Annotated in this window: 11 protein-coding genes and 1 pseudogene; 7 read left to right on the top strand and 5 right to left on the bottom strand. The window is 56.7% G+C overall.

Going from position 1 to position 13,612, the window contains the following annotated elements:
• Window positions 1-67 precede the first annotated feature (67 nt).
• A complete protein-coding gene (locus AACY26_RS12865) occupies window positions 68-778 on the top strand; it encodes an endonuclease I family protein (protein ID WP_339514607.1) in 711 nt (236 codons plus the stop codon).
• 1 nt (window position 779) lies between these two features.
• On the opposite strand, the gene AACY26_RS12870 is transcribed toward AACY26_RS12865, so the two are convergent.
• Complete coding sequence (locus tag AACY26_RS12870; RefSeq protein WP_339514609.1) at window positions 780-2,150, bottom strand: aminotransferase-like domain-containing protein; 1,371 nt, start codon at window positions 2,148-2,150, stop codon at window positions 780-782.
• Window positions 2,151-2,280: 130 nt separating this feature from the next.
• On the opposite strand from AACY26_RS12870, the gene AACY26_RS12875 reads away from it, so the two are divergent.
• Genes AACY26_RS12875 through AACY26_RS12890 form a run of 4 tightly spaced genes read left to right on the top strand, consistent with a single transcriptional unit; the run spans window position 2,281 to window position 6,406 of the window.
• Window positions 2,281-3,567, top strand: a complete 1,287-nt coding sequence (locus tag AACY26_RS12875) for a hydroxymethylglutaryl-CoA reductase, degradative (protein WP_339514611.1) — start codon at window positions 2,281-2,283, stop codon at window positions 3,565-3,567.
• A gap of 5 nt (window positions 3,568-3,572) precedes the next feature.
• Entirely contained in the window at window positions 3,573-4,487 is a 915-nt protein-coding gene (locus AACY26_RS12880; protein WP_339514613.1) for a hydroxymethylglutaryl-CoA lyase, read from the top strand.
• A gap of 60 nt (window positions 4,488-4,547) precedes the next feature.
• Window positions 4,548-5,024, top strand: coding sequence for a hypothetical protein (locus AACY26_RS12885; protein ID WP_339514615.1), 477 nt, complete (start codon window positions 4,548-4,550; stop codon window positions 5,022-5,024).
• Window positions 5,024-6,406, top strand: a complete 1,383-nt coding sequence (locus tag AACY26_RS12890; protein ID WP_339514617.1) for a tripartite tricarboxylate transporter permease — start codon at window positions 5,024-5,026, stop codon at window positions 6,404-6,406. Before AACY26_RS12885 ends, AACY26_RS12890 begins: the two co-directional genes overlap by 1 nt.
• Window positions 6,407-6,470: 64 nt before the next feature.
• Here the strand turns inward: AACY26_RS12890 and AACY26_RS12895 are convergent, their stop codons facing one another.
• On the bottom strand, window positions 6,471-7,382 hold the full coding sequence (locus tag AACY26_RS12895; protein ID WP_339514618.1) for a LysR substrate-binding domain-containing protein: 912 nt from the start codon (window positions 7,380-7,382) through the stop codon (window positions 6,471-6,473).
• A 178-nt stretch (window positions 7,383-7,560) separates the two neighbouring features.
• On the opposite strand from AACY26_RS12895, the gene AACY26_RS12900 reads away from it, so the two are divergent.
• Complete coding sequence (locus AACY26_RS12900) at window positions 7,561-9,024, top strand: amidase (protein ID WP_339514620.1); 1,464 nt, start codon at window positions 7,561-7,563, stop codon at window positions 9,022-9,024.
• 48 nt (window positions 9,025-9,072) lie between these two features.
• On the opposite strand, the pseudogene AACY26_RS12905 reads toward AACY26_RS12900, so the two are convergent.
• Together AACY26_RS12905 and AACY26_RS12910 are read right to left on the bottom strand one after the other, a co-directional pair.
• Window positions 9,073-9,381: pseudogene (locus AACY26_RS12905) on the bottom strand (PLP-dependent aminotransferase family protein); the annotation flags it as partial.
• 106 nt (window positions 9,382-9,487) lie between these two features.
• Window positions 9,488-10,279, bottom strand: a complete 792-nt coding sequence (locus AACY26_RS12910) for an IclR family transcriptional regulator domain-containing protein (protein ID WP_339514622.1) — start codon at window positions 10,277-10,279, stop codon at window positions 9,488-9,490.
• Window positions 10,280-10,605: 326 nt separating this feature from the next.
• Here AACY26_RS12910 and AACY26_RS12915 point away from each other — a divergent pair, with 326 nt between their 5' ends.
• Entirely contained in the window at window positions 10,606-11,922 is a 1,317-nt protein-coding gene (locus AACY26_RS12915) for a short-chain fatty acid transporter (protein WP_339514624.1), read from the top strand.
• A 77-nt stretch (window positions 11,923-11,999) separates the two neighbouring features.
• On the opposite strand, the gene gtfA is transcribed toward AACY26_RS12915, so the two are convergent.
• Window positions 12,000-13,442: a sucrose phosphorylase gene (gene gtfA, locus AACY26_RS12920; RefSeq protein ID WP_339514626.1), complete on the bottom strand. Its 1,443-nt coding sequence runs from the start codon at window positions 13,440-13,442 to the stop codon at window positions 12,000-12,002.
• Between the last annotated feature and the right edge of the window lie 170 nt (window positions 13,443-13,612).

Consider the following 13,612-nt stretch of genomic DNA (forward strand, 5'->3'; position numbering starts at 1 on the left):
AACTAGTTATACAGCCTTGGCAAATACTCGCCAGTTGCTATGATGCGTCCCTTTTGGACGAAGCTGTATGTTTGTTCGTGTGATGACCTTCCTGGTTTGCCTGTTGCTGTGCGCCAGTGTCTGGGCGAGCCCGCCGCGCACCTTCAGCGAGGCAAAGAAGATCGGCTGGAAACTCTATGCCAAGCAATCGACCGAGTTTTACTGCGGCTGCAAATTCCGCGGTAAACACATCGACTTGAAGAGTTGCGGCTACACCCCTCGTAAAAACCGCAACCGCGCCTCGCGAATCGAGTGGGAGCACATTGTTCCCGCTTGGGAAATCGGCCACCAACGCCAATGCTGGCAACAGGGTGGGCGCAAGAACTGCTCGAAAAACGACAAAATCTATCAGCGCGCCGAGGCAGACCTGTTCAATCTGGTTCCCGGTATCGGCGAGATCAACGGTGATCGCAGCAACTTCCGCTACGGCTGGCTACCGCAATCACCCAGCCAATATGGCGCCTGCCCGATGGTGGTGGATTTCAAAGCCAGGGTCGCGATGCCACGCAAGTCGGTACGCGGCATGATCGCCCGTACCTATCTGTACATGAGCGACCGCTACAAACTGCGCCTGTCGAAAAAGAACCGCCAACTGTACGACGTCTGGAATCGTACTTATCCGGTCAAGAACTGGGAGCGCCAACGCAACCAGCAACTGGGCTGCATCATGGGTTGGAGCAATCCATATGTTGGCAAATACGACCCCAAGCAATGTTCGGCGGGCCTGATTCATCTCTGACTCATGGATTGCTGAGTACGGCCTTAAGCAATGGGTCATTCAGATAAGCCACGTTGAGTCGGGTCCAAGGGTTAACCCCTGACTGCTCGGGTGAAAAAATATGCCCGGGCGCAATCATGAAACCCTTGGGCAGTAACTGGCGGGTCAACTCGCGGGCATCATCGATGTGCGCCATTCTTGCCCACAGGTACAGGCTCTGCTCTGGCCGGAAGAACACCTCGGCGCCAATTTCATCGAGCATCTGCAAACCTGCTTCGGTCGCTGCCTTGAGGCGCTCTTGCAGGCGAATCTGATGCCGCAGGAAGTGACCTTCCGCCAGGATCACATCGACGATGCGCTCGCTGAACTCGGAAGAGCTTGTGTGCAACAACATCTTCAAATCGCCCAGCTCATCAATCACCTCTTTGCTGCCGGCGATAAATCCAACCCGCAGCGCGGCCGATACTGACTTGGAAAAACTGCCGACGTAAATCGAGTGTTTCAGTTGATCCAGCGCCGATACCTTAATTGCCGAGGCTGGCTTGAAATCAGCCAGGGCATCGTCATCGACCAGGATGAAGTTGTGTTCCTCGGCCAGCTTGACCAGGCGATGGGCTTTGCTCGGCGAGATGTCCGAGCCCGTCGGGTTATGCCCCACTGACTGGATAAAAAACAGCTTCGGCTTCTCGACCCGCAACATGCGCTCAAGCACTTCAATGTCCGGCCCATCTGGCAGCCGGGGCACGGGCAACATCCGGGCGCCTTGCAACTGCAGCTTGCCGAACAAGGGGTAATAGCCTGGGTCCTCGACCAACACTGTATCGCCAGACGCCACGAAGCGGCGGATGATCAAGTCCAGCGCGTGATTGGCACCATGGGTCGTCACTATCTGCCGTGGCTTAACGGCGATGGCGTAGCTCGCCAGTTTCTGCACCAGGTGTTGGCGCAACCCGGCATTGCCCAGGCGATTTCCGTAGCGAAACAGGGTCGTCACCCCGGTGCGCATGATTTGCCGGGTGAATTTGTCCAGGCGCAAATCCATCAGCCAATCAACCGGCGGGAAGCCCTCACCGAGCGGCGACTGGCTCGGTTCACGGACAAACTGCTGGCGCATCAGCCAGATGGTGTCCATGGCCCGCGCGTAGGACTGTGGCTCTTCCGGCTCAGCGTTGACTGGCACTTGCTTGACGAAAAACCCCTGGCCATGACGCGCCTCGATCAACCCCTGCGAGGCGAGCAATTCGTAGGCATTGATCACCGTATTTTTGGAATAACCGAGCAGGCTGACACTCTCGCGCAACGAGGGTAAACGGTCGCCTTCATGGTAGGTGCCGTTCGCAATCTGCTCGGCCAGCGTGGTTGCCAGCTGCTGGGCCAGGGTCAGACGCATCATGGTTCAAATTCCTGAACAGGTAAGACAAAAAACACAGCCGATACTGTTTGCCCTTACTGTACCTTTTTTATGGTTACAGTCGGAATTAAGGTGAACCCAATCGAAAATAATAACTGCAACAGGATTCCCCATGAGCATCGATTCGCGCCTGCCTAAATTCCGCAACATGAGCCCTGCCGAGCGCCTCGGCCACCTGCAAGCACTACTTGAACTGCCCAACGAAGACATAGCGCTGCTTAGCGAGGCTGGCGCGCTGCCGCTGGAGATCGCCGACGGTATGATCGAGAACGTCATCGGCAAGTTCGAGCTACCGTATGCGCTGGCCAGCAATTTTCAAATCAACGGGCGTGACGTCATAGTGCCGCTGGTGGTTGAAGAACCTTCGGTCGTGGCCGCGGCATCCTTCATGGCAAAGCTTGCACGCGAAGCTGGCGGATTCATGACCTCCAGCAGCTTGCCGCTGATGCGCGCCCAGGTGCAAATCGTCGAGATTGAAGACCCATTCAATGCGCGCCTGAGCCTGATGCGGCGCAAGGACGAGATCATTGAACTGGCGAACCGCAAGGACCAATTGCTAAACAGCCTGGGCGGCGGTTGCCGCGACATCGAGGTACACACCTTTGCCCAGAGCCCACGCGGGCCAATGCTGGTTGCGCACCTGATCGTCGATGTACGCGATGCCATGGGCGCCAATACAGTCAACACCATGGCTGAGGCAGTTGCCCCGCTGATGGAGGAAATCACTGGCGGCAAAGTTCGCCTGCGCATCCTGTCCAATCTCGCCGACCTGCGCCTGGCGCGCGCACAAATCCGTATCGCCCCGGAACACCTGACAACAACCGACTACAAGGGTGAGGACGTGATCGAAGGCATTCTCGATGCCTACAATTTCGCAGTGGTCGACCCTTACCGCGCCGCCACGCATAACAAAGGCATCATGAATGGCATCGACCCGCTGATTGTGGCCACCGGCAATGATTGGCGCGCGGTTGAGGCTGGCGCCCATGCCTATGCCTGTCGGAACGGTCATTACGGCTCGTTAACCACCTGGGAGAAGGACGCAAAGGGGCACCTGGTTGGCACCTTGGAAATGCCGATGCCGGTTGGCCTGGTCGGTGGCGCCACCAAGACCCATCCGTTGGCGCAGTTGTCGCTAAAAATCCTCGGCGTCAAGACCGCCCAGGAACTGGCCGAAATCGCCGTTGCAGTTGGCTTGGCGCAAAATCTGGGCGCATTACGCGCATTGTCTACCGAGGGCATTCAGCGCGGCCACATGGCCCTACATGCGCGCAACATCGCGTTATCCGCCGGTGCACGGGGCGAAGAAGTCAGCTGGCTGGTCAAGCAGATGGTCGAGGCGCGGGATGTGCGCTCGGATAAGGCCAGCGAACTGTTGAAACAGAAGCGCGCGCAGTAATGGCAATGGCCGAGGTCAATTCGGTTCGCATAGTCGAGGTCGGTGCGCGAGACGGATTACAGAACGAAGCACTGACCCTTTCGCCAGAAACCCGTGTGCAATTGCTGACCCGCTTGGCGGATGCCGGTCTGCGCACACTCGAAGCCGGGGCATTTGTGTCGCCCCGTTGGGTGCCGCAAATGGCCGGCTCCGACCAAGTGCTCAAACAACTGCCGGCGCGCGCCGGTGTTAACTGGACAGCTCTGGTGCCTAATCTGCAAGGTCTGGAAGCGGCCCTTGATGCAGGTTGCCGAGAGGTCGCGGTGTTCGTCGCGGCCTCGGAGGCGTTCTCGCAAAAGAACACAAACTGCTCAATTGCCGAGAGCCTGAACCGCGTGCAGGCGGTCACGGCTCGTGCCCGCGAAGCCGGCATTCAAGTGCGCGGCTATGTCTCCTGTGTATTGGGCTGCCCGTTCACCGGCCACGTACAGCCTGAGACTGTCGCAGCCATTGGCGCGTCCCTCTACGAGTCGGGCTGCTATGAAATCAGTCTGGGCGACACCATTGGCACCGGCACTCCGGCATCGACCAAAGCCCTTATCTCGACCTGCAGCCAGCAGATTCCGCTGCATGCCCTCGCAGGACACTTCCATGACACTTATGGCATGGCAATCGCCAATATTTACGCGGCTATCGAGGCTGGGGTTCGGGTCTTCGACAGCTCGGTCTCCGGGCTGGGCGGCTGCCCTTACTCGCCGGGTGCAACCGGCAATGTCGCCACCGAAGACCTGATCTACCTGCTCGATGGCTTGGGTCTCAAGCATGGTGTAAACCTTGAGTCACTGATTGAAACCGGCGTTTTTATAAACGCTGCGTTAAACCGCAAAACAAGCTCCAGTGTTGCTCGCGCATTACTCACTAAAAAGGTAATGGGGGTCTGAGTTCAGCCGCAGCTGTTGATTAATAACAATAAGAGCCCGCAAGGGCACAGGAGAATTCCTTTGAAGCCGGATCTATACGAAGTCTGGGGTGACACAGTAAACGGTCGCCACCTGACCTATGCCATCGCCATTGGCGCGGTCGTTAGCTTAAGCGCGTTCTTTGTTGCCCAGTCGCTGCTCGTCAACTGGGTCGACTCGCCGCAAATGGCCCGCGCGTACGCCATGCTAATCGGGATTGTTGGCTGCCTCGTGGGGGGCGCCATCAGTGCAAAGCTGTTCAAACCTAAACGGCATGTCGTCGAACACGAAGCCGATCCTGCCTGGCGAGCGGAAGTACTCAAAGAGCTGCAAAGCGAATTCGGTGATCTTGGCCGAATCAGCGACCTACCCGCTGAAACAGTGGCGGAGCTGCATGAGCTCGACCTCTATGAGCTGTTCGCCGACTATGAAAAATCGCTGAGAAGCCCAGCGCCAATGCCTTCCACTTCAGAGCACACGCCAAACGCCGCCGAGCCCCACACTGGAGCGACACAATAATGCCTTTACTCGATCAAATCATGATTGCACTGGGCATGGGCATTCTCGGCGCCATCGTTTTTGCTGGCATCGGACTTATCTCTGGCAGTGACGAAACCACCACCCTCGCCCCCTTGACCTTGCTCGTTGTATTGCTCGGTGTACCTGCTCCCGGCGTCCTCACCTTCTTTTTAGCGGGCGCGGTAGCCAAGCACATGACCCACGCTGTACCCACAGCATTGCTGGGCATTCCGGGTGACACCATGGCAACCCCGTTAATGCGCGAGGCCAATTTTCTGCGCAACTTGGGCGTGCCTCACATTGCTTTGCGCAAAATGATCTCTGGTGCTGTGATTGCGGCATTGCTCGCTGTGCCCATGGCCGTGCTCTTTGCGGTGTTGCTGACCCCATTTGGCGACATCATCAAACACGCCGCACCTTGGGTGTTTCTGGCTGCCGCAATCGCCATTGCCTGGTTTTCAAAAGGTCGCCTTGCAGCAGTCCTGACCCTGATTCCGTTCGTCATGATCATCGTCGGCTTGCAGACACTTACCGCGCAATACGGGGTAAAACTGAGCGTCAGTTATTTTCTCGGCATCGCCATTGGCCCGTTGATCGCCGCGCTATTTTCCATGCTTGCGCCGGCTGAAAGAGACAAAATGCGCCGCGATGAAGTGCGGACCTTTTCCCTCTCACCCGATGTGAAAAGCTGGGGCGGCTTTTTCCCGAATCCACTGAAGGTCATGGACCGAAAACAAAGCCTGTGGACGGCGGCTACAGCAACCATTTCCAGCGCGACCTTTGTCTTCAGCCCTGTGGCAATGACGGTGATACTCGGCGAAGTGGTCGGCTCAAGGGTCAAGCATGTCTACCACCGACTGACCACTGTGATCACCGCCAGAAACGGTGTTACCGAAGCCACCTATATTGCCGAGGCACTGATTCCATTGATTGCCTTTGGCTTGCCACTGAGCCCGGTAGCGGCTGGCCCTGCCGCCCCCCTGTTTAATGCACCGCCGCGCTTCACCGTTGAAAACGCCAGCGGCCAGGTGGAAAACCTGCACACCCTGCTGACGACTTGGGAATTTCTGGGCTATGGCATGCTGGCCGTGGTGATCGCGATCCTGATCGCGTACCCATTCACCATGAATTACGCCCACAAAGCCGCCTCATACGTGTCACGCAAAATCAGCCACGAAGCCGTGATCGCGACATTTGTCGGCCTGATTCTGGTCATCGGCATTTGGGAAGGTGGCCTGCTTGGGCTATTGGTGATCGTCACCATAGGCCTGCTCGGCGGATTTCTGTCGCGCTTTCTGGGCTTTAATATCGGTGTGCAGTTTATGGGGTTTTACACCGCCGTACTCACAGTACCCGCGCTGGTCGCAATGCTGGGCTCTTGATTCGGCACGGCAATAAGCCGGCGACAAGGGCGTGAAATCCTTGTCGCTGGCTGCCCCCCGCTGATTAGCCAGAAGCCTTCGGAACGGCCGCGGGGAATTCTCTGGCCAGGATAGATTGCAGCCAACCCTCAAACCACTCCATATCCGCGCTGCGGGGCCCTGCTGGAATCAATAACTGATAACTTTCTAACCGCACCTGCTGGGGCAACGGACGAACTAATTGGCCTGACTCAAGCTCTTTGCGCACTAGAACGTCATTGGCCAAGGCAACACCCGCGCCCGCCTCGGCCATCGACAAAGCATGGTCATTACTCACGTAACCCACCTCCGAACTGACTCGCAATTGATGATTATTCGCCTCTAGCCAAGCGTTCCACCACTCACCCTCGTCGACGTGAATCAATTCATGCTGCACCAGATCATCAATACTGCGCAGAGGTCCATGGGAGTCCAAGTATTCAGGTGAGCACACTGGGAACACCTGTGGTCGCAGCAACATCACTTCGCTCTGAGAAAACTCTCCGGGCATGCCGTAGACAATACCCAGGCTAAACACATTGGCATCGACTTCAGTGAAGGTAGGGTTCGGTTCAATGGCCACCTTTAGCCCTGGCCGCTCCTGGCGCAACGACTCCAAATGCGGCATCAACCAACGCTTGGCAAATGCTGGAACCACCAAAATCTTCAGCCAACGCGCAGAACCTCCGGGTGTGAGCTCCAGGCTGGCCTCAGCAATTTGCTGCAAGGCGATGGACACTTTGTCGAAATAACGCTGCCCAGCAGGGGTCAAGCTAACCCCGCGTGATGTGCGTTCAAGCAATTGCACGCCAAGCCAATCTTCCAGCAGGCGCACATGGCGGCCGATTGCTGGTTGAGTCACATGCAGTGATTTAGAAGCGGCAACATAGCTACCCAGGCGCCCCGCCGCCTCAAAAGCACGTACTGCGTTAAGCGGCGGCAGGCGGGTTGTAGTCATAACGGCCCTTAGTTAGCTATTAGTTTTATTAATAGCAACAGTAACCAAATTGAGCTTTTCCCTCAACTGCAATGTGGCGACACTCCGGGGTAAGCACTCAGGCGCGCAGCCGTTCAGGCCGGCGCCGCGCTTGAGTGAGAATGCTCTCCTTCATAACGACTTTCTTGAGCGAGCCTTAATGAGCAATAACCCCAAGATTAGTGAACTCGTCCAACTTCAGGCCCATGAACTGGCTGAACGTATTCGCTTGCGCCAGGTGTCCTGTCGTGAAGTGATGAGTGATTACCTGGCGCATATTGAGCGTTTTAATCCAGCGGTAAATGCCATTGTCAGCTTGCAACCCGCCGATGTGTTGCTGGCTGAGGCAGATGAATGCGACGCCGAACTGGCGCGCGGTGAATACCGCGGCTGGATGCATGGCTTGCCCCATGCGATCAAAGATTTGTCACTGACCAAAGGCATCCGCACGACGGCGGGCTCACCCTTGTTGCGTGACTTTATACCCGAGAACGACGGCATTATGGTCGAGCGTATTCGTGGGGCGGGCGCCATTTTTATCGGCAAGACCAACACCCCTGAATTCGGGCTGGGTTCGCACAGCTATAACCCGGTATTCGGCGTGACCGGCTGCGCTTATGACCCAAGCCGCACGGCCGGTGGCAGCAGTGGCGGTGCCGGTGCAGCACTGGCTCTGCAACTGGTGCCGGTGGCCGACGGCAGTGACATGATGGGCTCGCTGCGCAACCCTGCTGCGTTCAACAACGTCATAGGTTTTCGGCCCTCCCAAGGACGCGTGCCCTTCGATGACAGTGCCGACTACTTTATCGATCAGCTTGGCTATGAAGGCCCTATGGGCCGCAGCGTGCGCGATGTTGCCATGCTGCTTTCAACACAGGCTGGCAGCGATCCACGTTCGCCCCTGTCAATCAGCGAGTCAGGAGCCCAGTTCGCAGGCTCACTTGAATGCGATATCAAAGGCGCAAGGCTGGGCTGGCTAGGCGACTTCAACGGCTATTTGCCAATGCAGCGCGGGGTGCTGGATTTGTGCAAACGCGCCCTGACTGACTTCGAGGCTCTGGGTTGCCATGTCGAAGACGCCCGCAGCGACTACGCACCCGAGCGTTTGTGGGACGCTTGGCTTACTCTGCGCCATTGGTTGGTGGCTGGCTCACTCGGTGGCCGCTATGCCGATCCACAGCAACGCGAGCAATTAAAACCCGAAGCCTGCTGGGAAATCGAAGGTGGTTTGGCGCTGTCGGCGATGGATGTCTATCGCGCATCGGCCGCGCGGACCGACTGGTATAGAGCCATCAGTCGCCTGTTCGAAAAATACGATTATCTGTTGCTGCCCAGCGCGCAGGTTTTTCCGTTCGACAAGACCCTCGACTGGCCAAAAGAAATCGACGGTGTCGCCATGGATACCTATCACCGCTGGATGGAAGTGGTGATCCCAGGCACGTTGTCAGGTTGCCCGGTAGCGAACGTGCCGGTGGGTTTCAACGAGCAAGGATTACCCATGGGCATGCAGATCATCGGCAAGCATCAAGCCGACATGGCCGTGCTGCAACTGGCCCATGCCTACGAGCAAGCCACTCGCTGGTATCAACGCTGCCCACCACCGCTGCTCGGTTTGAGCGGCTGACCGCTTTCGCCTGCAAAACAGCCCGCCCCTGCTGGGGCGGCGCTTTGCTCAGGGATGCTTTAGCACAGCCTTGAGCAAAGGGTCATTGAGGTAGGCTACGTTCAGCCGGGTCCAGGGATTAATGCGTGATTGCTCGGGTGAAAAAATATGTCCGGGCGCAATCATGAAACCCTTGGGCAGTAACTGGCGGGCATCATCGATGTGCGCCATTCTTGCCCACAGGTACAGGCTCTGCTCAGGCCGGAAGAACACCTCGGCGCCAATTTCATCGAGCATCTGCAAACCTGCTTCGGTCGCTGCCTTGAGGCGCTCTTGCAGGCGAATCTGATGCCGCAGAAAGTGACCTTCAGCCAGGATGTCGAGGCCTTATTCCTGTCAGCTGATGTGAGGACCAGGATCAATCCACTCAATGTCATGGAGCGCAAGCAAGCCTCTGGACGGCGGCGATAGCAACCAGTTGCACTTAGCCCAAAGCTGAACGAATGACACTGCGTACGGTTTGCGCAACCCGTTGAAGCTTGGGCAGGTAGTCATTGAGCAGGACTTGCGTTGGCACCCGTGAAGCATTGGTGCTGATATTGATGGCGCCGAGCAAATCACCATTGCCAGCAAATACAGGCACGGCCACCGAGCGCAAACCGAGGTCCAGCTCCTGGTCGACCATCGCATAGCCTTGCGCACGCACCTTGCCAATTTCTTCGCGCAATGCATCTTTAGAGGCGATCGAAAAAGCGGTGTGTGGCTCCAACGGTACGCGCTCGACAAAAGCGTGCAGCGCCTGGTCAGTCATTTGCGCCAACAAAACCCTGCCCATCGACGTGTAAGCTGCAGGCAGCCGGGTACCCGCGACTAGGGTGATTGCCATCAGTCGATGGGGCGCTGCTGAACGACTGACATAGACCACATCATTGCCGTCGAGCACAGTCAAGGACGAGGATTCGCCAAGCTCTGCGGTGATGTCCTGCAGGTAATGCTGAATGACCGCACTGTATTGATTAGAGGCCTGATAAGCATGGCCAAGCTGTAATACCTGCGGCGTCAACTCGAACTGGCGTCCAGTGCGGCGCATATACCCCAGTGAATGCAAGGTAAGCAAAAACCGCCGGGCTTTTGCCCGATCCATGGCCGTGCGGGCAGCCACTTCACTCAGCGTCATGCGCGGATGAGCCGCATCAAAGGCGAGCAGAACCTTCAGCCCGGAAGCCAATGCGCTCACATAGTCGCGGTCATCTGGCTGAAGCACCTTGTCGTCCATCTTTTCTTCTCCTTGATTGCGGCATGCACGCCTGTTGAGCGGGCAGAACTCTAGCATTTGTTCGCCTTGCGAACATAGATTTCGCTGACACGCTCTGGAAAGTATTGACCTAGGAACGATGATCGCGCACTGTGTTCGTTAGCCAAACATATGTTCGCAAAACGAACACGCATCAAATGGAAGTAGCAGGAGTGCCGCCAAAAGCTCAGCACCCCGATCACAAGGTGTGGATATTTCTCTAAAAAGCAAACACGCCGACGAGCAGAGGCCGTCTGCCTATACCCTTGCAGCCAATTGCAATCACCATAAGAACAACAGGATTCCTGATGGAAGCGATAACTAATTTCTCTGTAAAAATGGTGCAGCGTTATCTGCCTAGCGCCTTTCTATTAGCGGTCCTGCTGACCTTTATTGTGGTGCTGATGGGTGTTGGCATAACCGACCAATCGCCCATGGAGATGGCCCGTTATTGGGGCGATGGATTTTCCAAGCTGTTTACCTTCGGCATGCAGATGGTGCTCGTACTGTTGACCGGCTATGTGCTCGCATTGAGCCCGGCAGTCCAAGCCATGCTGAGCGGTTTTACCAAACACGCCAACACGCCGAAACAGGCCTTGGTGTTGACCATTGTGGTGAGCTTTGTCTGCTATTACCTCAACTGGGGCTTTGGCATGGTGGCAGGCGCCATCCTCGCCCGGGAAATGGGCAAGCGCGTGGCAATTCACTTCCCGTTGATCGTGGCCGCAGCCTATGGCGGCGAACTGGTGCGCGGGCCGTCGTCATCGATTCCGCTGGTTATCGCGACGCCTGGCCACTTCATGGAAGATACGCTGGGGATCATTCCTGTCTCGCAGACGCTGTACTCGAGTTGGAACATCATCCTCACCCTGTTGCTGCTGGTATTACTGGTGGGTTTCTTCTTGCTGCAAAAGCAGCCCAAGGACATCATCCGCTTGCAAGATACCGATGAGGATGTGCAAGACGATGCGCCCGTCAGCAAAGCAGGTATGGCCCCTTCTGATCGCTTAGAACACAGTCGCTGGCCTATCTTCCTCTTGGGCTGTTTAGCAGCGGCCTATCTGGCTGGCCAGATCATCGACAAAGGTTTCAACGTCAACCTCAATACCATCATTCTGTTCTTTCTCGCGCTCGGCCTGATACTGCACAAGAACTCGGCCTCCTACACCAAGGCCGCCAGCAAGGCCGTTACCGCCGGTAGTGGGATTATCGTGCAGTTCCCGTTGTACGCCGGTATTGCCGGGATGATGACCGGCTCCGGGCTGGTGACCGAGTTTTCCCAGGCAATCATCCACATCGCCACGCCAGAAACCTTCCCGTTGCTGACCTTCCTCTGTGCGGGCATCGTCAACTTCTTTATTCCGTCCGGTGGCGGGCAATGGGCAATCCAAGGCCCGATCATGATGAACGCCGCTCACGCCCTGGGAGCAGATCCGGCGCAAACCATCATGGCCTTCACCTGGGGCGATGGCTGGACCAATCAGATCCAACCCTTCTGGGCTCTGCCATTGCTGGGCGTGGCCGGGCTTTCAGCGCGGGATATCATGGGCTATTTGATTATCTGGCTGGGCATTTCCGGGGTGGCGATCGGCGGCACATTCGTTGTTATTTCGATGATGGGCTAAACAGCGCTTATCATCCGCGCCACCCAGCCCGATCGTAGAAACCCAAGCGCCAATGACACTGCGTCATTGGCGCTTTTTTAGCACTGCATTTCCCGCTCGCAGCAGCCCTCAACATCGCGGTAATTGATGATGGCCGTCTTGGCGACCAAGTCGATGTCCAACCGGCAATAAAACTCACCATGGCGCCAGCCCATCAACACCCGACTGTCGATTGAGGAATTAAGCTCGAAGCGACCTTCAAACGCCGGGTAATGGCTGCGAAAGCGCATCAGTTCAAGCAAGCGCTGCACCACCGGCCGCTGCATTTCCTGGTCGATTTCCTCGAAGCTGTAGTAATGGCGATTGATATCGCGCGCCTCACCGCTGCTTTCCAGCAAGTCATAGTCATTGGCCCCTGCCAGCAAGCCGACGTAATACACCTGCGGGATACCCGGCGTAAAAAACTGGATGGCGCGAGCGACAATATAAGCATCATCGTCACACTGCAGCGCTTCGTAGAAGGTGCAGGTCAATTGGTAAATGGCGCCGACGCTGTGCACATTGACCGCGGAGCGACGCATGATCGGATCAGCGCTGCGCTCCGAAACATTGGCAACCAAGGCCTTGATCTGATCTTCCGGCAGAACGCCCTCAACATCGGGAATACAAATACCGTCGTGAGTATCGAGTACCGTCACCTGGTTACGCGGGCACATACGCAACCAGTTCCTCAGATAACGGCTGCTGCCTTCAAGCAGGCAATGCAGGATCAATGGCGGCAAGGCAAACGCATAAGGGCGCATACCTCGCCGGGAGATGGCGTACTGATAACTGGTGTGATCGTGTACCTCGGGCAGGGTTTCGGCCCCGTATTTCTGGGTGGTATCGCGGAACCATTCGAGAATCCGGTAGACCTCAGGCTCAACCAGAAAGCAGCTGCTGCCAATGCGCTTGGTGGTGTAGCCAAATGCATCAAGGCGGAACAACTTGACCCCGCGCGCGGCGAGAAAGGCGATGTAGCCCTCCATCAATTGATAGGTATGGGCGGAGGTGTAATCCAGGTCAATTTGCTGCTCAGTGAATGTACACCACACCCGTCCGCGCTCGCCATTGGCAAACTGCACCTCGCGAAATGGCTCCTTTTCCTTGCGGATATGGATCAGCGCCAAGTCTTGCGGGCTGATGGGGCCGAGTCGATCAACCTGTACAAACAAGTCGGCATAGGCCGAGGCTGAACCGTTTTTAAGGAAGTCCTTGAACTCCACCGACTCATCGGAAATATGGTTGATGGTCAAGTCCAGGCACAGGTCATAGCGGGCGGTGATGCGCTCGACATCCGCCCAGGTCCCAAATGCCGGATCGACTTCAGCATGGGTCAGCGGTGAAAAGCCGCTGTCAGCATTGGATGGATACAACGGCAGAATATGCACGCCACCAATGCTATCGCCCAGATAGCGGTCGATCACTGTGTAGAGGTCAGCAAGGTTATTACCCAGCCGGTTCGGATAACAAATCAGCTGCACGGCATTCCGTAGCGACATGGCGGCCCCCTTTTCAGTTCAGCCCTCACGGGCAGTACACGAAAACGCCCTAGCAGGCTGTTTAAAACGTCACGGCTCTGCCAGGCGACAGCTTTCGATGCGATGCTCCCTACCCTAACAAGTATCACCAAGGCAGTTGATAAAAAATTGGGGGCAAATGTAAATAACCG

The sequence above is a fragment of the Pseudomonas sp. RL_15y_Pfl2_60 genome (assembly GCF_963970595.1).
GTDB lineage: Bacteria > Pseudomonadota > Gammaproteobacteria > Pseudomonadales > Pseudomonadaceae > Aquipseudomonas.

Bases quoted from the DNA above. Each gene is read 5' to 3' on its own strand.
- AACY26_RS12865 (WP_339514607.1), top strand. From the start codon at position 68: ATGTTTGTTCGTGTGATGACCTTCCTGGTTTGCCTGTTGCTGTGCGCC.
- AACY26_RS12870 (WP_339514609.1), bottom strand. From the start codon at position 2,150: ATGATGCGTCTGACCCTGGCCCAGCAGCTGGCAACCACGCTGGCCGAG.
- AACY26_RS12875 (WP_339514611.1), top strand. From the start codon at position 2,281: ATGAGCATCGATTCGCGCCTGCCTAAATTCCGCAACATGAGCCCTGCC.
- AACY26_RS12880 (WP_339514613.1), top strand. From the start codon at position 3,573: ATGGCCGAGGTCAATTCGGTTCGCATAGTCGAGGTCGGTGCGCGAGAC.
- AACY26_RS12890 (WP_339514617.1), top strand. From the start codon at position 5,024: ATGCCTTTACTCGATCAAATCATGATTGCACTGGGCATGGGCATTCTC.
- AACY26_RS12895 (WP_339514618.1), bottom strand. From the start codon at position 7,382: ATGACTACAACCCGCCTGCCGCCGCTTAACGCAGTACGTGCTTTTGAG.
- AACY26_RS12900 (WP_339514620.1), top strand. From the start codon at position 7,561: ATGAGCAATAACCCCAAGATTAGTGAACTCGTCCAACTTCAGGCCCAT.
- AACY26_RS12910 (WP_339514622.1), bottom strand. From the start codon at position 10,279: ATGGACGACAAGGTGCTTCAGCCAGATGACCGCGACTATGTGAGCGCA.
- AACY26_RS12915 (WP_339514624.1), top strand. From the start codon at position 10,606: ATGGAAGCGATAACTAATTTCTCTGTAAAAATGGTGCAGCGTTATCTG.
- gtfA (WP_339514626.1), bottom strand. From the start codon at position 13,442: ATGTCGCTACGGAATGCCGTGCAGCTGATTTGTTATCCGAACCGGCTG.